The 17,185-nt window shown below is 68.4% G+C and carries 20 protein-coding genes, 1 tRNA gene and 1 other RNA gene; 15 read left to right on the top strand and 7 right to left on the bottom strand.

The window, feature by feature from the left end; genetic code table 11:
- Positions 1–9 precede the first annotated feature (9 nt).
- The gene (locus QM728_RS10760) at positions 10–600 is read right to left on the bottom strand and encodes a TetR/AcrR family transcriptional regulator (RefSeq protein WP_415032006.1); all 591 of its coding nucleotides are present in this window, start codon (positions 598–600) and stop codon (positions 10–12) included.
- 73 nt (positions 601–673) lie between these two features.
- Between QM728_RS10760 and QM728_RS10755 the strand changes: the two genes are divergently transcribed.
- A complete protein-coding gene (locus QM728_RS10755) occupies positions 674–1,177 on the top strand; it encodes a DUF1992 domain-containing protein (RefSeq protein ID WP_415032005.1) in 504 nt (167 codons plus the stop codon).
- Between the two features lie 67 nt (positions 1,178–1,244).
- Here the strand turns inward: QM728_RS10755 and QM728_RS10750 are convergent.
- Positions 1,245–1,318, bottom strand: a tRNA-Met gene (locus QM728_RS10750).
- A gap of 214 nt (positions 1,319–1,532) precedes the next feature.
- On the opposite strand from QM728_RS10750, the gene QM728_RS10745 reads away from it, so the two are divergent.
- A complete protein-coding gene (locus QM728_RS10745) occupies positions 1,533–2,201 on the top strand; it encodes a hypothetical protein (RefSeq protein WP_415032004.1) in 669 nt (222 codons plus the stop codon).
- A gap of 69 nt (positions 2,202–2,270) precedes the next feature.
- Here QM728_RS10745 and QM728_RS10740 read toward each other — a convergent pair whose 3' ends face one another.
- Complete coding sequence (locus QM728_RS10740; protein WP_415032003.1) at positions 2,271–3,488, bottom strand: acyl-CoA dehydrogenase family protein; 1,218 nt, start codon at positions 3,486–3,488, stop codon at positions 2,271–2,273.
- 34 nt (positions 3,489–3,522) lie between these two features.
- Positions 3,523–4,887, bottom strand: a complete 1,365-nt coding sequence (locus QM728_RS10735; protein ID WP_415032002.1) for an acyl-CoA dehydrogenase family protein — start codon at positions 4,885–4,887, stop codon at positions 3,523–3,525.
- Positions 4,888–5,040: 153 nt separating this feature from the next.
- Between QM728_RS10735 and QM728_RS10730 the strand changes: the two genes are divergently transcribed.
- Entirely contained in the window at positions 5,041–5,523 is a 483-nt protein-coding gene (locus QM728_RS10730; RefSeq protein WP_415032001.1) for a DUF2752 domain-containing protein, read from the top strand.
- 67 nt (positions 5,524–5,590) lie between these two features.
- Positions 5,591–6,250 (top strand): MBL fold metallo-hydrolase, encoded by a 660-nt coding sequence (locus QM728_RS10725; protein ID WP_415032000.1) that lies wholly within the window; start codon positions 5,591–5,593, stop codon positions 6,248–6,250.
- On the opposite strand, the gene QM728_RS10720 is transcribed toward QM728_RS10725, so the two are convergent.
- Positions 6,247–7,095 (bottom strand): SIR2 family NAD-dependent protein deacylase, encoded by an 849-nt coding sequence (locus QM728_RS10720; RefSeq protein WP_415031999.1) that lies wholly within the window; start codon positions 7,093–7,095, stop codon positions 6,247–6,249. The genes QM728_RS10725 and QM728_RS10720 overlap by 4 nt on opposite strands.
- A 39-nt stretch (positions 7,096–7,134) precedes the next feature.
- On the opposite strand from QM728_RS10720, the gene QM728_RS10715 reads away from it, so the two are divergent.
- Complete coding sequence (locus tag QM728_RS10715) at positions 7,135–7,635, top strand: ABZJ_00895 family protein (RefSeq protein ID WP_415031998.1); 501 nt, start codon at positions 7,135–7,137, stop codon at positions 7,633–7,635.
- Here the strand turns inward: QM728_RS10715 and QM728_RS10710 are convergent.
- On the bottom strand, positions 7,632–9,299 hold the full coding sequence (locus QM728_RS10710) for an FMN-binding glutamate synthase family protein (protein WP_415031997.1): 1,668 nt from the start codon (positions 9,297–9,299) through the stop codon (positions 7,632–7,634). The genes QM728_RS10715 and QM728_RS10710 overlap by 4 nt on opposite strands.
- 50 nt (positions 9,300–9,349) lie before the next feature.
- A complete protein-coding gene (gene hisN, locus QM728_RS10705) occupies positions 9,350–10,123 on the bottom strand; it encodes a histidinol-phosphatase (RefSeq protein WP_415031996.1) in 774 nt (257 codons plus the stop codon).
- A gap of 20 nt (positions 10,124–10,143) precedes the next feature.
- Between hisN and QM728_RS10700 the strand changes: the two genes are divergently transcribed.
- From QM728_RS10700 to ssrA, 10 genes are all read left to right on the top strand, one after another.
- Positions 10,144–10,497: a hypothetical protein gene (locus tag QM728_RS10700; RefSeq protein ID WP_415031995.1), complete on the top strand. Its 354-nt coding sequence runs from the start codon at positions 10,144–10,146 to the stop codon at positions 10,495–10,497.
- Between the two features lie 52 nt (positions 10,498–10,549).
- The gene (gene prfB / locus QM728_RS10695) at positions 10,550–11,677 is read left to right on the top strand and encodes a peptide chain release factor 2 (protein ID WP_415031994.1); all 1,128 of its coding nucleotides are present in this window, start codon (positions 10,550–10,552) and stop codon (positions 11,675–11,677) included.
- The gene (locus QM728_RS10690) at positions 11,664–12,584 is read left to right on the top strand and encodes a mechanosensitive ion channel family protein (protein ID WP_415031993.1); all 921 of its coding nucleotides are present in this window, start codon (positions 11,664–11,666) and stop codon (positions 12,582–12,584) included. Before prfB ends, QM728_RS10690 begins: the two co-directional genes overlap by 14 nt.
- On the top strand, positions 12,581–12,733 hold the full coding sequence (locus QM728_RS10685; protein ID WP_415031992.1) for a hypothetical protein: 153 nt from the start codon (positions 12,581–12,583) through the stop codon (positions 12,731–12,733). The genes QM728_RS10690 and QM728_RS10685 overlap by 4 nt, the downstream gene beginning before the upstream one ends.
- A gap of 53 nt (positions 12,734–12,786) precedes the next feature.
- A complete protein-coding gene (ftsE, locus tag QM728_RS10680; RefSeq protein ID WP_415031991.1) occupies positions 12,787–13,473 on the top strand; it encodes a cell division ATP-binding protein FtsE in 687 nt (228 codons plus the stop codon).
- Positions 13,474–13,501: 28 nt separating this feature from the next.
- A complete protein-coding gene (gene ftsX / locus QM728_RS10675; protein ID WP_415031990.1) occupies positions 13,502–14,410 on the top strand; it encodes a permease-like cell division protein FtsX in 909 nt (302 codons plus the stop codon).
- A gap of 24 nt (positions 14,411–14,434) precedes the next feature.
- Entirely contained in the window at positions 14,435–14,905 is a 471-nt protein-coding gene (gene smpB / locus QM728_RS10670) for an SsrA-binding protein SmpB (protein ID WP_415031989.1), read from the top strand.
- Between the two features lie 32 nt (positions 14,906–14,937).
- A complete protein-coding gene (locus QM728_RS10665) occupies positions 14,938–15,672 on the top strand; it encodes a hypothetical protein (protein ID WP_415031988.1) in 735 nt (244 codons plus the stop codon).
- 28 nt (positions 15,673–15,700) lie between these two features.
- Complete coding sequence (locus QM728_RS10660; protein WP_415031987.1) at positions 15,701–16,651, top strand: alpha/beta hydrolase; 951 nt, start codon at positions 15,701–15,703, stop codon at positions 16,649–16,651.
- 92 nt (positions 16,652–16,743) lie between these two features.
- Positions 16,744–17,116, top strand: a transfer-messenger RNA (tmRNA) gene (ssrA, locus tag QM728_RS10655).
- Positions 17,117–17,185 lie beyond the last annotated feature (69 nt).

Below are 17,185 nucleotides of genomic sequence, written 5' to 3'. Positions count from 1 at the left end.
GATAGGGCGTCAAGGTGTGAACAATTCATCCAGATGCCGGTCGACCACGGCCAGCGCGGCTTCCGGGGTGACCACGTCGAACTCGATAAGCGGCGCGAGTCCGGTCAACGAGATCACCCGGTCGGTCTCGACGTCGGCGTCGCGCTCGGCGGAGATCAATCCCGCAGCCATTGACGTGCGAATGAGTTCCGCCACGTGCGAACGTCCGTCGCGTAGGCCTTGGCTCGCTTGTTGCCGGAGTGTGCTGTCGTGAAGCGCTTCCAGGACGAAGGCGGCGTTCAGCCGACTGGTCGCCCGCGACTGTGGCCGGAGGGGAAGCAGTTCGATGACCGCAGTCCGCAAGACGTCGCGAGGCGATTTGACCCCACGTTCCAGCTGGTGTGCGACACGGCCGGCGCTCTGCTCGGAGGCGTACGCCATCGCGAATGTGAGCATGTCCTGTCGGGTGCGGAAATAGTGCTGCAGCTGACCAAGCGAGACGTTAGCCTCCTGCGCCACTGTGCGCATTGTCGCCGCCGACCAGCCGCGGCGATCGACGACTTGCCACAGCGCTCGCGCGATCGCCGCGCGACGCTCGGTGTGGTCAACCTTCTTGGGCACTGGTGACTCCCTCACAATTCCCGGTACTGTATACAATACAACTGACTTGGAAAAGCGAAGGCAGGTGGTGGCGATGGCGAAATCGCGTCGCAACCCGTTCCGCAACACCAGCGCTGTCGTCCTCGACGCTGAAGTCGTGATCGCCCTAATGGCCGAGCGGCAGATACAGAAGGCCGTCGAGCGAGGAGACCTCGACGACCTGCCAGGCAGCGGGAAGCCCCTCGATCTGACCGACCACGACGATCCCGACTGGTGGCTCAAGCGCTACTTGAAGCGGGAGGGCCTGGTCATGCTCCCGCCGGCCATCCAACTCCGCAAGGACGACGAGGAATTGGACGCCAAGCTGGACGAGTTGCGGACCGAGCGATCGGTGCGGGATGAGGTGGCGGAGTTCAATCAGCGCGTCGCCGAGGCCCGGTACCGAGTTGCTGGCGGACCCCCGCTGATCACGGCTCCACGGGATGTCGAAGAGACAGTGTCCGCGTGGCGGAGTCGCAGGAGTGCGCTATCGGAGAGCGGCCTGCCAGTCGTCGCCACACCGCGTCGCCGGAGGTGGTGGCACGTTCGAAGGTTCTGAGCATGGTGACCCGCGACATGAAAGAGCCCGCCACCTGGCTTGTTGCCTGGTGGCGGGCTGTTCCTAGTAGCGGGGACAGGATTTGAACCTGCGACCTCTGGGTTATGAGCCCAGCGAGCTACCGAGCTGCTCCACCCCGCGTCGGTGAACACAACGTTACCGGCGAGCGATACGGCCGTGCAAATCGGTTTCCGGTGAAGGGAATCACATCCGCCAGCGCCGCTGGTCAGTATCTGTTCTGGCAATCCCGACCTTTCAAATCCTGAATATTGCGTGTGGGTTTAGTGCACTCCGGCAGATTTACGGGCAGAGTGGAAATCGCATTTCCGTGAGCTTCAGTGAGAGGAAGCACCCCATGGCTAAGAAGCCCGAAACCAACGCCGCGGCCGAGAAGGCCGCTGCAGCAGCCCAGACGGCAGCGGACAAGGCTGCCGCAGCCGCTCAGACGGCGGCGGACAAGGCTGCCGCGGCAGCCAAGCAGGCGGCAGATGCTGCTGCGAAGGCGGCTGCCGCTGCTGGTACGCCCCCGACCGCGGAGATTCCGCAGCCGACAACCGCGCCCCTCGCCGGGCACCAGGGCCTGCCGCACGTCGCGGCCGCCGGGGAGTCCAAGGGCAACTGGTGGCGCGAGCACCTCGCGACGACCGTCGCGGCCGTCGCGCTGTTGAGCCTGGTCATCGGCCTGGGCGGCGGGTTCGCGCTCGGCCACTTCACCAAGGACGACGATCGCGGCAGCTACTCCAAGCGCTACGACAAGAGCTGGAAGAAGAAGCACAAGAAGGACGGCTACGGCCGCTACAGCCCGTACGGCACCGACGACGATGACGACGACGACTTCGGTTGGGGCCCGCGTCGCGGCCCCGGTGGCAGCGACGGCGACTGGGGCGGCCCGTACTGGAACCGGCGTGGTCCGGGCAACGGCTACGACGGCGGGTCGCGCCCGACCCTGCCGCTGCCGGGTCAGCCCACGCCCGGTCAGCAGGCACCGTCGTGGCAGCGGCCCGGCGGCGGTCAGCCCGCATAGGCTTCGGTAGCAACGACGAGGGGCCGGGAGATTCGATCTCCCGGCCCCTCGTCGTTTGTCGCTGCTAGCTCACTTGAGGTCGGAGCTGCTCTTGTCGAGCACGCGACGCGCGATGATGAGCTGCTGGATCTGCTGCGTGCCCTCGAAGATGTCCAGGATCTTCGAGTCGCGGGCCCACTTCTCCAGCAGGGTGCGCTCGGAGTAACCGAAGGTCGACGCGAGCTCGACCGCCTTGTTGGTGATGTCGTTGACGCTGCGCCCGGCCTTGGCCTTCGACATCGACGCCTCCATGGAGTTGGGCATCTTGTTGTCGGCCATCCAGCCGGCGCGCATCGTCAGCAGGTACGACGACTCGTACTCGGCCTCGAGGCGGATGAACTCGGCGGCCGCGGCGGACTGGTCGATGGCCGGCTTGTCGTAGTCGATCTCGATCCCGTTCTCCTCCAGGATCTTGCGCAGCTCCTCCAACGCGGCGCGGGCCACGCCGACGGCCATGCCGGCGACCAGCGGGCGCGTGTTGTCGAAGGTCTGCATTACGCCGCCGAAGCCCTTCTTGACGTCGACCTCGGGGGAGCCCAGCAGGTTGTCCTTGGGGATCCGGCAGTTCTCGAAACGGATCACCGCGGTGTCCGACGCGCGGATGCCGAGCTTCTCCTCCAGGCGCTCGATGGTGACGCCGGGGTGCTCGCGCGGCACGACGAACGACTTGATCGCGGCGCGGCCGAGGCTCTTGTCCACGCTCGCCCACACGACGATGTGGGTGGCGCGCGAGCCCGCGGTCACGAAGATCTTCTCGCCGTTGATCACGTACTCGTCGCCGTCGAGGGTGGCGGTCGTGGTGACGGCCGAGGAGTCCGAGCCGAAGCTGGGCTCGGTGATGGCCATGGCGGCCCACACCTTGCCGAAGCGCTCGAGCTGCTCGTCGGTGGCGACCGCGGCGATCGCCGAGTTGCCCAGACCCTGGTACGGGATGGACAGCATCAGGCCGACGTCGCCGTAGGAGGCCCAGATCGAGTTGAGGATCGCCGACATGTTGCCGCCGTTGACGATGGTGCCCTCGGGGACTTCCTTCTTCTCGTCGCCGCGACCACCGGCGGCGCCGGCACCGGCCTGGCCGGCGGCGGCGAGGCCGTCGTACAGCGCGGCGATGGTGTCCAGCTCGACCGGGTAGGCGTGCTCGGCGCGGTCGTACTTGCGCGAGATGGGTCGGAAGACCTCGAGGGACGCCTGCTTGGCCTGGTCGATGTTGGCCGCGAACTTCTTGGGGATTTCGAGACTGATAGCCATCGGAATTCTCCTGGTTCTCGAGAGTTCGCCGCCCTTAGAGGACGACGATCCCCTCGCCGAGGCCGGCGCCGCGCAGGTCGCGGTACCAGCGCTCCACCGGGTGCTCCTTGGTGAAGCCGTGGCCGCCGAGCAGCTGGATGCCGTCCAGGCCGATCTGCAGACCCTTGTCGATGGTCAGCTTGCGGGCCAGGGCCGACTCGCGGGCGAACGACAGCCCCTGCTCGGCGCGCGAGGCACCGCGCAGGGTGACCAGCTTGAGGCCGTCGAGCTCGGTGGCGATGGTGGCGACCATGAAGGCCACCGCCTGGCGGTTGGAGATCGGCTCGCCGAAGGCTTCGCGCTCGTTGACGTAGGGGATCACGTAGTCGAGCACGGCGCGACCGGTGCCGGCCGCGAGGGCGGCCCAGCCGAGGCGGGACAGGCGCACGACGTCGCGGTACGCGGCGAACGAGGTGTCGCCGTCCTTGCCGCCGATGATCGCGCTCTCCGGGACGGTGACGTCGTCGAGCAGGAGGCGGCCCATGCCGGCGGCGCGCAGGCCCATGCCGGGGTCGGCCTCGACGACGAGGCCCTTGGAGTCGGACTCGACGATGAACAGCGCGGGGCGACCGTCGAGCTCGGCGCCGACGATGAACAGCTCCGACGATCCGGCGGCCGGGACGAACGACTTCACGCCGGTCAGGCGGTAGCCGCTGGGCACCCGGGTGGCCTTGGTGGACAGGCTGAACGCGTCGAAGAGCGGCTTCGGCTCGGCGATGACCACGGCCGACTGCGGCACGTTGTCGCCGGCGAAGTCGGGCAGGTAGGTCGACTGCTGCTCGTCGGAGCCGAAGTTGGTGAGCGTGGTGGCGACACCGCTGGGGGCCAGCAGCGGCACCGCCAGGCCCATGTCGCCGTAGGCCATCGCCTCGGCGACCAGTGCGTTGGTGACGACCCCGCGCTCGGCAGCCGCGCCGTCGAACTCCTCGGGGACGTTGATCATGGTGATGCCCAGCTCGGCGGAGCGCTCCAGGATCTCGGCGGGCGCCTCGGCCTTGGCGTCGGCCTCGTAGGCCGCCGGGCGCAGGATGCCGCTGGCGAAGTCCTTCACCGTGTCGGCGATCATCTGCTGCTCGTCGTCGGGCGTCAGGTTGAACAGGCCCTTGCCCGCGACGGCGGGGCGCTTGGCCTTGCCGTCGCCCTTGGTCTTGGTGAAGGCGCGGTTGGCGGCGCCGAGCGTGCGGAAGCCGGTCTTGGTGCCCTCGTAGGCGACGCGGTTGAGCGGCTCGCGGAGGCCGAACTTCTCGGCGAACTCGGATCCGGTGACCTTGGTGAGCGCACCCATGGCCACGCCGATGGGGCTGCGCTTGTTCTTGCCCTTGCCGACGGAGGAGGTGTCGCGGGGTTCAGTGTTCGTCATGAATCGCTGCTACCTGTTCTGGGAGGAACTGTGGACGACCCCCGTCGGACGGACCGGGGCGGCGGTCGCTTAGCGGGCTTCTTACTCGCTAGTAAGAACAGACCTTACTCCACGGTAAGGAGTGTTGTCGACAGGGGTCGGTACCCTGGTGTCATGACCACCCCCGCCGTGCCGGAGACCGCCGGATTGTCGTCGTCGCACGACCACGGCAACCCGCACCCGCGGCGCTCGGCACTGATCGGCGCCATCGGGGGAGGGGCCGTCCTCGCGATCGCCGCGGCATGGCCGACGGCCAGTGTCACCGACGGCCCGGGCACCTGCATCTTCCGGCACGTGACCGGGCTGCCGTGCCCGGGCTGCGGGCTGACGCGCAGCTTCGTGATGCTCGCGCACGGCGACGTGTCGGCGGCGTTCGGATTCAACCTGTTCGGCCCGGTGTTCTTCGCGGCGGTGGCCGCCACCGTCGTCGTCGCGCTGTGGGTGCTGGCCACCGGGCGCGGACAGCCCTTGGAACGCTGGAAACGGGTGGCGTTCAGCAAGGCGACGCTGGCCGTGCTCGGTGTGTGGCTCGCCTACGGCGCCGTGCGGATGATCTCGGCCGGCGCGCACCTGGGCTGGTTCCCGACCATCGCTTGACCCCTCGCGCGGTTGACCGCGCGGTTAACGCCGTCGCGGCCGGCGCGCGGGTGGCAGCATGAACGCCATGCGGATCACGTCCTACGGCCATTCGTGCTTCCTCGCCGACATCAACGGCACTCGGATCCTGTTCGACCCCGGCAACCTGTCGTCGGGCTTCGAAGACCTCACCGGCCTCGACGCCATCCTCATCACGCACCAGCACCCCGACCACGCCGACACCGCGCGACTGCCCGCCCTCGTCGCCGCGAATCCCGACGCGCAGCGCTGGTGCGATCCGCAGACGGCCGCACAGTTGAACGCCGACCCGACGATGGGGACGTGGGGCGACGCGCACGTGGGTCAGCGCTTCGCGATCGGGCCGCTCACCGTCCGGGCCACCGGCGGCCGGCACGCCGTGATCCACCCCGAGCTGCCCGTCATCGACAACATCGCCTATCTCGTGGGCACGGACGAGCGTCCCGGGATGCTGCTGCACCCGGGCGACTCGTACTACATCCCGTTTGCCTCGGTCGAGGTGCTGGCACTGCCGGCGGCTGCCCCGTGGATGAAGCTGTCCGAGGCGGTCGACTATCTGCGCGGCGTCGGGCCGGCCAAGGCTTTCCCGATCCACCAGGGCGTGCAGTCGTCGGCGGGAAAGGGCATCCACAACGCACGGATCACCGAGATGCGCCCCGGCGGCACCGAGTTCACGGTCGTCGAGCCGGGGGCGACGGTCGAGTTCTAGAAGCAGCACGGTTTCGCTGGTCCCGCGTCGATCGGCGGGGGATTGGCGAAACGCCGCGGGATTGCGGGCGCCTCGAGAGCGTCGACGATCGCGGGCAAGGCTGTCGCCGACGTCGCGCGGATCGAGTGCGTCGCGAGGTCGCTGAGTCCGGACTCGTCGGGGTTGATCTCGATGATCGGCACCCCGCGCTTGGCGGCCTCGGCGGGCAAGCCGGCGGCGGGGTGGACCAGGCCGCTGGTGCCGACGATGAGCACCAGGTCGCAGCGGGCGAAGGAGATCAGCGCCCGGTTCCAGTCGTCTTGCGGCAGCATCTCGCCGAACCACACGACGCCCGGGCGCACCGGGCCGCCGCACGCGTCGCACGCGGGCGGGGTCAGCCGCAGCGAATCGAGGTCGTCGGCGTCCAGGGCATCGAGGTCGTCTCGCCCGACTTCCCCGACGTACGGGTCGCCGCACACGGCGCACCGCGTCGCCGTCAGCCGCCCGTGCAGGTGGCTGACGACGGTGCTGCCGGCGCGCTCGTGGAGATCGTCGACGTTCTGCGTGACGACGTCGACGGTGCGCTCGGCGGTGGCGAGGTCGGCCAGCGCGCGGTGACCGTCATTCGGCTCGACGTCGTCGAGTTGTCCGATGCGCCAGGCGTACCAGCCCCAGACGAGGTCGCGATCGGCGGCCCAGCCGTCGACCGACGCCAGCATCATCGGGTCGAGGCGGCCCCACAGGCTGTCGCCCGACCCGCGAAAGGTGGCGATGCCACTCTCGGCGGACACCCCGGCGCCGGTGAACACGGTGACGTGGCGGGCGTCGCGGACGAGTGCGACGACGTCGTCGGGGATGACGGTCATACGGCCGAGTCTGCCCGATGACCGCGCTACGGTGGCCGCGTGACTGAGAACAACGTGACCACGATGCAGCCGCTGACCGTTCCGCTGAAGAAGTACCTCTGGTGGTTCGTCGGCATCTCGGTGGGGATGAACATCCTCATCGGGATCCTCGGCAGCGTCATCGGCGGCAGCGGCCTGGGCGGCGTCAGCATGATGGTGCCGTACCTCGCGGCGATGACCGCCGTCGACCGATTCGTCAACGACCACCACCGCGGCCCGAATGACGACGAGAAGCGGGCGCTGGTCTGGTGGTCGTTCGGCTTCACGATCCTCTGGTCGCTCGTCGGCGGGGCGCTGGTCCTGCTGGCGCTGCGGGACACCTCGTTCGTGCACGAGCTGGGTGTCGGGTGGATCGTCGGCATCGTCGTCGTCACCAGCCTGATCGCCTTCCTGATGATCTGGGCCACCTACACGTTCTGGCCCAAGCGTGCCCTGCGCAACCGACAGCGCCTCCAGGAGCGTCTCGCCGCCAAGGCGGCCAAGAAGGCGCAGCAGGACTAGTCGCGCTCGTCGGGGAACTCCCGGCGAATCGTCTCGAGATCGTCGGCACCGATCGGCTCCAGCAACTCGACGACCTCGACCGGATCCAGGGTCTCCGCCGACGCGGTCACCCAGTCCCGGTGCCACCCCTCCGGCGGGTGCGTGAGCAGCTGTCGGTGCTCAAGCCATTCGAACAGGTCGTGGTAGGTCATCGTGACCTGCGGGTCGACCCGGCGGAACAGCTTGCGCGGCGTCAATTGGTCGAAGGAGTCCAGCCCCATCGACGACACGATCTGCAGCGCCGAGTTCACCGTCTTGTCTTGGTAGTTGTAGACGCGCTGGATCTTGTCCTCGACGACCAGCGCCCGCGCCCGTGCCGGGTCCTGCGTAGCGACGCCGACGGGGCACGTGTTGGTGTGGCACTTCTGCGCCTGGATGCACCCGATCGCGAACATCATCGCCCGCGCGGCGAGGGTGAAGTCGGCGCCTTGGCAGATGCGCTTGACGATATCGATGCCGGTGGCGACCTTGCCGGACGCGCCGATCTTGATCTGTTCGCGCAGGCCGACGCCGACGAGCGCGTTGTGCACGAACATCAGCCCCTCGGTCAGCGGCATCCCGACGTGGTCCTCGAACTCGACCGGACCGGCACCGGTGCCGCCCTCGGAACCGTCGACGATGATGAAGTCGGGCGTGATGTCGGTGGCGAGCATGCCCTTGCAGAGGGCGAGGAACTCGCGCTTGGACCCGATGCACAGCTTGAAGCCCACCGGTTTGCCGTCGGACAGCTGCCGCAGCTGCTCGATGAACTCCATCAACTCGACGGGGGTGTGGAAGGCGTTGTGGGCGGGCGGGGAGACGACGGTCGTGCCGACCTCGACCCCGCGGGCCGCCGCGACCTCCGCGTTGACCTTCGACCCCGGCAGCAGCCCGCCCAGTCCGGGCTTCGCGCCCTGCGACAGCTTGATGTTGATCGCCTTGACCTGGTCGAGCCGGGCGCGCTCGGCGAACTTGTCCGGATCGAAGTGCCCGTCGTCGGTGCGGCACCCGAAATAGCCCGACGCGACCTCCATGATCAGATCCCCGCCGCGCTTGCGGTGGTACTTGCTGATCGACCCCTCGCCCGTGTCGTGGGCGAAGCCGCCCAATGCCGCGCCGCCGTTGAGGGCCTCGATCGCGTTCCCCGACATCGAGCCGAAGCTCATGGCCGAGACGTTGAGCAGTGCGATGTCGTACGGCTTGGTGCAGCGCGGTCCGCCCAGCCGTACCCGTGGCTGCGGCCCGTCGGGCTTGGGCTTGGCGCGCAAGGAGTGTGCGACGAACTCGTACCCGACGGCGTTGACGTCGCGCTGGGTGCCGAACGGCTCCTCGCCGTGGTTCCCCTTGGCGCGGTCGTAGACGAGGTCGCGAAGTTCGCGGTCGAACGGGCGGCCCTCGATGTTGGACTCGACGAAGTATTGGCGCACCTCGGGGCGGATCTCCTCGAGGAGGAACCGCAGGTGCCCGATGATCGGGTAGTTGCGGGTCACCGAGTGCCTGGTCTGGATCAAGTCGTAGACGCCGAGGCACCCGAGGGCGCCGATGCCGGCGGCGATCAGCCACCAGGCGAGGCTGCCGTAGAACCGCCCGAGGCCGGCGACCGCGGTCGCGACGACGAACACTGAGAAGACGGCGAGCCACCTCATAGGGCCCAATCCTGGCACTGCGGCCGGTGTGCGTCAGTGGAACGCGCGGATCAGCGGAGCTTGTTCAGCACCTCGTCGTGCAGGGTTCCATTCGTGGCCACCGCGCTGCCGCCGCGCGGCCCGGGTTCGCCGGCGAGGTTGGTGAACGTGCCGCCGGCCTCGCGGACCACGATGTCGACGGCGGCCAGGTCCCACAGCGAGACCTCCGGCTCGGCGGCGATGTCGACCGCGCCCTCGGCCACCAGGCAGTAGTTCCAGAAGTCGCCGAAGCCGCGCACGCGCCACACGTCGTCGGTGAGGCCGACGAACTTCTCGCGCAGTCCGCGCTCGGCCCACCCCGACAGGCTGGAGAAGGCCAGGCTCGCGTCGTCGAGCGATGACACCTCCGACACCGACAACCGTCGCGGTTCGTCGTCGCCGGGGCCGGTCGCGAACGCTCCGGCGCCGGCCGCGGCCCACCACCGTCGCCCCAGGGCCGGCGCGGACACGACGCCGACGATCGGCACGCCGTCGTCCAGCAGGGCGATGAGCGTCGCCCACACCGGGACACCGCGGACGAAGTTCTTGGTGCCGTCGATCGGGTCGATCACCCACTGGCGCCCGACGGCCACCGCGTCGCCGCCGAACTCCTCGCCCATGATCCGGTCGTCGGGCAGGCGGGTGCCGATCTGCTCGCGCAGCATCTTCTCGCACGCCAGGTCGGCGTCGGAGACGGGCGTGAGGTCGGGCTTGGTGCTCACCGACAGGTCGATGGCGCCGAAGCGCGGCAGCGTGAGGGCGTCTGCGGCGTCGGCGAGCGTCAAGGCGGTGGCTAGGTCGGCCATGAGGACCTAGGGTATCTGTCATGGTTGTTGGCTTGATCACGACGGCAGTGTTGGCGGCGACGGTTGTCGCCTTGATCCTCGGTCTGCGCGGACGCAAACCGTCGGCGGAGAAGTTGGCGGCGATGAGCAGCGGCACTCTCACGGTGACCGGCGTCAGCGAGCGCCCCGCCAAGGGCGACGCCAACGGCAAGGCCTTCCTGACGATCTCCGGCACGATCATCGGCGCCGACATCGCGCCGACCGAGGTCTACGGCTCGTTCGACTACTCCCTCGACGCGCCGTGGCCCACGATCGGCCAGGACCTGCCCGTGCGCTACAACCCGCGCAAGCCCGACCAGTCGTGGGTCCTGATGGCCGACGGCGACCGGCCGTAGCCGACCGCCTCCGGCGCGGCGCGCCCGATTCTGCCCGGTAGGCTGGTTCCCCGTGCAGCCCGATGTGATCGCCGACCTGGAATCCCTCGACTCGACGTTGACGACCGTCGAGAAGGTTCTCGACCTCGATGAGCTGCGCCGCCGCATCGACGAACTCGAGTTGCAGGCGTCCGACCCCGAGTTGTGGAACGACCAGGACCACGCGCAGAAGGTCACCAGCGACCTCTCCCACGCGCAGAGCGAACTGCGCCGCGTCAGCGAACTGCGCCAGCGCCTCGACGACCTGCCGGTCCACTATGAACTCGCCGAGGCCGAGGAGGGCGACGACGCCGCGGCCGCCCTCGCCGACGCCGACAAGGAGCGGGCTTCGCTGCGCGCCGACATCGAGGCGATGGAAGTCAAGACCATGCTCGCCGGCGAGTACGACCAGCGCGACGCCCTGGTGAACATCCGCGCAGGCGCCGGCGGCGTCGACGCCGCGGACTGGGCGCAGATGCTCATGCGGATGTACACGCGCTGGGCCGACGCCCACGGTTACGGCGTCGAGGTCTACGACACCTCCTACGCCGAGGAGGCGGGCATCAAGAGCGCGACGTTCGCGGTCAAGGCGCCCTACATGTACGGCACCCTCTCGATCGAGCAGGGCACGCACCGCCTGGTGCGGATCAGCCCCTTTGACAACCAGGGCCGTCGCCAGACCTCCTTCGCCGAGGTCGAGGTGCTGCCCGTCGTGGAGACGACCGACCACATCGACATCGACGAGAACGACCTCAAGGTCGACGTCTACCGGTCGTCGGGCCCGGGTGGGCAGTCGGTCAACACCACCGACTCGGCGGTGCGCCTCACGCACCTGCCGACCGGGATCGTCGTGACCTGTCAGAACGAAAAGAGCCAGTTGCAGAACAAGGCGTCGGCGATGCGCGTGCTGCAGGCCAAGCTGCTCGAGCGCAAGCGCGCCGAGGAGCGCGCCGAGATGGACGCCCTCAAGGGCGACGGCGGCTCGAGCTGGGGCAACCAGATGCGCTCCTACGTCCTGCACCCGTACCAAATGGTGAAGGACCTGCGGACCAACCTGGAGAACAACAACCCCACCGGCGTCCTCGACGGCGAGATCGACGACTTCATCGAAGCCGGCATCCGCTGGCGGATGGCCGACGGCGACGCCGATGACAACGGCTAGCCGACTGGGCGACGCCGCCACGCGGGCGGTCGACCGGGCTTGGGACTGGCTCAGCCTCACCGGTGTGCCGATCGCACTGTGGGTGATCGGCGGGATCCTGCTCGCGCAGGGGATCGGCTGGGTCCTCGGCCGCGTCGCGCGCCGCGTCACCACGCGCACCCAGGAGCGCGACGCCCTCGGCCGCGACGACTACCTCAAGGTCGTCGAGCAGGCCAGCCACACCCGTGCGGTGCTGCGCGTCGTGCGCTGGGCGCTGATCTCGGCGATCGCCTTCGTCGTGGGCCTGCGGGTCCTCGCGCTGCTCGGGGTCCCGGTCGCCGGGCTCGTCGGGCCGGGCGCCGTCATCGGTGCCGCGGTCGGCTTCGGCGCCCAGAAGGTCGTGCAGGACCTGCTCGCCGGCTTCTTCATCGTCTCCGAGAAGCAGTACGGCTACGGCGACCTCGTGCGGCTCACGCTCGGCGGCGGGGTCGTGATGGAAGGGCACGTCGAGGACATCACGCTGCGGGCCACCAGCCTGCGCACCACCGACGGCGAGCTCGTCACCGTGCCCAACGGGCAGGTAATCGCCGCGACCAACCAGTCCCGCGACTGGGCGCGCGCCGTCGTCGACATCAAGTTCGACCAGAACGCCGACCTCACCGTCGTCACCGAGAAGCTCGTCAAGGCCGGCGAGGCCTTTGCCGCCGACAAGCGCTACGGGCCGCTGCTGCTGGACGCGCCGACGCCGCTGGGCGTGGTCGACATGGGCGACGACGCGTACACGGTGCGGGTCGTGGCGCGCACGATGCCGGGCAAGCAGTTCGACGTCACCCGCAAGTTGCGGGTGTACCTGGTCGAGAAGCTGCGCAAGGGCGGGGTGCCCGTGCGCGCCGGATACAGCCCCGATGCCCCCGAGGAGGACGCATGACGGCGAGTCGGTTCACCAAGCGCTTCTCGACGGTCCTGTTGGTCGTCGCGTTCGTCGTCCTGTTCGCCGTCTATCTCAGCAGCGCCGATCAGGGCCGCGACGACGTACCGTCGCCGCCCACTGTGACGGTGCAAACACCCGCCCGGTAGGGGGCGGCGCGCCTGAGAGCCGCACTCAGATCTCGTGGCTACACTGGCTTTCCGTGATCAAGCTGGAAAAAGTCACCAAGCAGTACAAGGCCTCGACGCGGCCCGCGCTGTCCGACATCAACCTCGAGGTCGACAAGGGCGAGTTCGCCTTTCTGATCGGCCCGTCGGGGTCGGGCAAGTCGACGTTCTTCCGGATGCTCCTCAAAGAGGACAAGCCGACGTCGGGCGACATCTGGGTCGGTGACTTCCATGTCAACACGTTGCGCGCCGGCCAGGTGCCGAAGCTGCGCCAGTCCATCGGCTGCGTGTTCCAGGACTTCCGGCTGCTGCAGCAGAAGTCGGTGGCCGAGAACGTCGCCTTCGCCCTCGAGGTGATCGGCAAGCCGCGCGCCACCATCAACCAGGTCGTGCCCGACGTGCTCGAGTACGTCGGTCTCGGCGGCAAGGCCGACCGCATGCCCGACGAGCTGTCCGGCGGTGAGATGCAGCGCGTGGCCATCGCCCGCGCCATCGTCAACCGTCCGCTTGTGCTGTTGGCCGATGAGCCGACCGGCAACCTGGACCCGATCACCAGCCAGGAGATCGTCGAGGTGCTCGATCGCGTGAACCGGCGGGGGACCACCGTCGTGATGGCCACCCACGACCGCCAGATCGTCGACGCGATGCGCCGTCGCGTCCTGGAGTTCGACAACGGGCGCCTGGTCCGCGACGACAAGCACGGCGTGTACGGCATCGGCTGAGCCGCCGCAGACGAGGAGAGCAGCAACCATGCGCGCCAATTTCATCATCACCGAGGTCCTCAACGGACTGCGTCGCAACGTGACCATGACGATCGCGATGATCATCACCACCGCGATCACGCTGGGCATGCTCGGCGCCGGCCTGTTGGTCATGCAGATGGCCAACAAGAGCCAAGAGATCTTCTTCAACCGCGTCGAGATGCAGATCTTCGTCAACACCGACGTCGCCAAGGCCGACCCCAACTGCGAGCGGGTGCCCTGCACGCAGTTGCGCGACGACCTGAAGAAGGAGTCCGGCGTCACCAACGTGGAGTGGGTGAACCTCGACGACGCGTACAAGCGCGCCAAGGAGGTCTTCAAGAACACCCCGGAGATGGCCGAGGCCGTCAACCCCGACACCATGCCCGCCTCGTTCCGTGTGAAGGTCAACGACCCGGCCAAGTACGGCGAGGTCATCGACAAGTTCAAGGGCCGCCAGGACCTCGGCGTCGACGGCGTGCAGGACCAGCGACAACTGGTCAGCCGCCTGTTCAGCGTCCTCGACGGCGCCCGCAACGCGGCATTCGTGCTGTCGCTGATCCTCGGTGTGGCAGCGGTGCTGTTGATCGCGAACACCGTGCAGATGGCCGCCTACACGCGCCGGACGGAAGTCTCGATCATGCGGTTGGTGGGTGCGACGCGCTGGTACACGCAGCTGCCGTTCCTGATCGAGGCCGTGGTCGCCGCGGTGATCGGCACCGTCCTCGCCGTCGCCGGTCTGATGATCGGCCGCAAGTACTTCTTCGACGAGGCGCTCAACGACCTGTACCGCGTCAACATCCTGGCGCGCGTCTCCTCGGCCGACGTCCTGTTCGTCACGCCCTGGCTGCTGCTGACCGGAATTGTGTTGGCGGGTGCGACGTCGTATGTCACCCTGCGTTGGTACGTGCGCGAATAGCGCGCACCGCGGGAAGGCAAGGCAGTGAAGGAAAAGGGTCGCAAAGTCATCGCGACCAACCGCAAGGCGCGGCACAACTACGCGATCCTCGACACCTACGAGGCCGGTGTGGCGCTCCTCGGCACCGAGGTCAAGAGCCTGCGCGACGGCAAGGCGTCGCTGGTTGACGCGTTCGCGACCATCGACGACGGCGAGATCTGGCTGCGCGGGCTGCACATCGCCGAGTACGGCTCGGGGTCGTGGACCAACCACGCGCCGCTGCGCAACCGCAAACTGCTGATGCACCGCCGGGAGATCGACAACCTCGTCGGCAAGATCCGCGATGGCAACCTGACCCTGGTCCCGCTGTCGCTGTACTTCAACGACGGCCGCGTGAAGGTCGAGCTCGCCCTCGCCCGCGGCAAGCAGGCGCACGACAAGCGCCACGACATCGCCAAGCGGACCGCCCAGCGCGAAGTCGAGCGCGAGCTTGGCCGTCGCGTGAAGGGCATGTAGCGGTCGTGCAACGAGTCCGTGCGGGGCTTGGCGTGGCAGCGCTGGTCGGCACGCTCGTCGCCGGGTGTGCGGTGCGGGAGCCGACCCCGTCGGCGCCACGGCCCCACTTCGAGATTCCGGTCGACAACTGTTCGGTCCAGCAGATCAGTGTGCAGGCCGATGCTCTTGTCGCCACCGGCCTTCGCGATGCGGGCTATCGCCGCGTCGTCGTCGATTCGTGTGCGTCGTCCCCGGCGCGCGATGCCGCCGCGCGGGCGCTGGGTGCTCGGGGGATAGAGCTGGAGACGACGACGCCGGAGCGCGCTTATGAAGTGCGGGTGATCCCGGCCGTGGACCAGCCCGAGCGGGTGCGGCGCTCGATGACCCGGGCGGTGATGGTCGCCGAACAGATCGTCGCGTGGGGCGAGCCGGGCATCGTGCCGCCCGATGTGCGCGCCGTCCTGGCAAATCCGACGGTTCTGGCCCTCGCGGGCGACGACCGAGTAAGCGTTGGAGGGCGTGTGCCTGCCCGCGCGGTACGTGCCGAACCGGCGGTTGGTGAGCCGGCCGAGGTCTGGTCGCGGGCGATTGGCAGGAAGGGCCTGATCGTGTCGCTGCACAACCCGCGAACGACGCCCGCAACGGTGACTGTCTCCACCGGAGCGCTGGGATTGGCGGGCCAAATCCGGGGGATCGACGCGTGGACCGGGCGCGAATACTCGAGCAGCAGCGGGTGGCTGGGCGGGGAGGTCGGCGCCGGCGACACACTCCTGATCCAAATCGTGTGACCGGCGGGGCATCTGGTTTGATCTAGGGATGCTCAAACGTTGGACTGCCCGCGGCGTCGTGACCCTGGTGTCGGCCGCCGCCGCACTGACCCTCGCTTCCGTCCCGTCGGCCGAGGCGCGCGTCGTCAAGGTCGACCGCCGCGACGGGCAGCTGGTGCTCGTCCACGTGTACTCGCCGTCGATGCGCAAGACCATCGTCAACGAGGTCCTGAACTCAGGTGGCGGCGCCCAGCCGGTGTTCTACCTCCTCAACGGCGGTACCGGCGGTGCGACCGGCGACAAGTGGCGGACCTTCACCAGCTACCGCAAGTTCTTCGCCGGCAAGGCCGTGACCGTGGTGTCGCCGGTCGGCGGCGGTTTCGACTACTACGCCGACTGGCGCTACCCGGACCTGGCTCGCGGCATCAGCAAGTGGCAGACGTACCTGATGCGCGAGCTGCCGGCCGCACTCGCGTCGGTGTTCCCGTTCAACGGTCGCGCCGCGATCGCCGGCGTCTCGCAGAGCGGCGCCCCCGCCCTCGATATCGCCGGACGGTCGCCGATGTATCGCGCGGCCGCGTCCTACAGCGGCTGCCCGGCGTCGACGAGCATCTTCGGCTTCACCTCGATCTGGGCGTTCACCCTCGCGGGCGGCGGCAACCCGATCAACATGCGCGGGCTCTCGCACGACCCGGCGTGGTACCGCCACGACCCGGCGCGCAACCCGGTCCGCCTGCGCGGCAAGTCCGTCTACCTCGGCACCTCGACCGGCATGCCCGGCGAGGTGGACAAGGCGACGCCGCTGCCGGCGCTGCTCATCGGCCCGGCCCAGGTGGAGGCCGTCACCCACGTGTGCACCGGCATCATGCGCGACTCGCTCAACCGCGCCGGGGTGCCGAACACCTACCGCGTGTTCCGCCACGGCGCACACACCTGGAAGCTGTTCGAGCGCCAGATGATGGACTCGTGGCCGCAGATCGGGCGGGCCATCGGCGCCTGACCGTCGGGGCGCCCGACGAATAATCGGGATGATTTGTCGGGAGTCCGCGGTTACACTTGAATGTCCGCCGTGCAAGCGGTGGATCCCTACTCGGGGCTGATCGGTTTCGACTCTGTGCGTCGAGTTGGGGGAAGCGTGTCGGTGCAGGCTAGAGACCACCGTAAGCGTCGTAGCAACCAATTAAGCGCCGATTCCAATCAGCGCGACTACGCTCTCGCTGCCTAAGTAGCGAAGCTAGTCTGTCGGCCCGGGTGGTGTTCCCACACCCGGATGCCGGCATCAGCTTAGGGAACTCACCGACTCCGCCGGTCGCGGGTGGGATCGGGACAATCAACAGCGACTGGGATCGTCATCTCGGCTTGTTCGCGTGACCGGGAGATCCAAGTAGAGACACTGCGAACTGCACACGGAGAAGCCCCAGTGAAGCGGCGGAGGACCCGGGTTCAATTCCCGGCAGCTCCACTCTCAAAGCAAAGGGCCCCCTGATTGAGCTGGTCAGGGGGCCCTTTGTTGTTTCCGCGCGTTCTCGGCAGT

This window comes from Gordonia sp. (in: high G+C Gram-positive bacteria) (assembly GCF_047602025.1).
Taxonomy (GTDB): Bacteria; Actinomycetota; Actinomycetes; order Mycobacteriales; family Mycobacteriaceae; genus Gordonia.
This window is presented reverse-complemented; position numbering and strand designations above follow the sequence as displayed.

Excerpts from the sequence above, each read along its gene's own strand:
- QM728_RS10755 (WP_415032005.1), top strand. The coding sequence starts at position 674 with ATGGCGAAATCGCGTCGCAACCCGTTCCGCAACACCAGCGCTGTCGTC.
- QM728_RS10745 (WP_415032004.1), top strand. The coding sequence starts at position 1,533 with ATGGCTAAGAAGCCCGAAACCAACGCCGCGGCCGAGAAGGCCGCTGCA.
- QM728_RS10740 (WP_415032003.1), bottom strand. The coding sequence starts at position 3,488 with ATGGCTATCAGTCTCGAAATCCCCAAGAAGTTCGCGGCCAACATCGAC.
- QM728_RS10735 (WP_415032002.1), bottom strand. The coding sequence starts at position 4,887 with ATGACGAACACTGAACCCCGCGACACCTCCTCCGTCGGCAAGGGCAAG.
- QM728_RS10730 (WP_415032001.1), top strand. The coding sequence starts at position 5,041 with ATGACCACCCCCGCCGTGCCGGAGACCGCCGGATTGTCGTCGTCGCAC.
- QM728_RS10725 (WP_415032000.1), top strand. The coding sequence starts at position 5,591 with ATGCGGATCACGTCCTACGGCCATTCGTGCTTCCTCGCCGACATCAAC.
- QM728_RS10720 (WP_415031999.1), bottom strand. The coding sequence starts at position 7,095 with ATGACCGTCATCCCCGACGACGTCGTCGCACTCGTCCGCGACGCCCGC.
- QM728_RS10710 (WP_415031997.1), bottom strand. The coding sequence starts at position 9,299 with ATGAGGTGGCTCGCCGTCTTCTCAGTGTTCGTCGTCGCGACCGCGGTC.
- hisN (WP_415031996.1), bottom strand. The coding sequence starts at position 10,123 with ATGGCCGACCTAGCCACCGCCTTGACGCTCGCCGACGCCGCAGACGCC.
- QM728_RS10700 (WP_415031995.1), top strand. The coding sequence starts at position 10,144 with ATGGTTGTTGGCTTGATCACGACGGCAGTGTTGGCGGCGACGGTTGTC.
- QM728_RS10690 (WP_415031993.1), top strand. The coding sequence starts at position 11,664 with ATGACAACGGCTAGCCGACTGGGCGACGCCGCCACGCGGGCGGTCGAC.
- QM728_RS10685 (WP_415031992.1), top strand. The coding sequence starts at position 12,581 with ATGACGGCGAGTCGGTTCACCAAGCGCTTCTCGACGGTCCTGTTGGTC.
- ftsX (WP_415031990.1), top strand. The coding sequence starts at position 13,502 with ATGCGCGCCAATTTCATCATCACCGAGGTCCTCAACGGACTGCGTCGC.
- QM728_RS10660 (WP_415031987.1), top strand. The coding sequence starts at position 15,701 with ATGCTCAAACGTTGGACTGCCCGCGGCGTCGTGACCCTGGTGTCGGCC.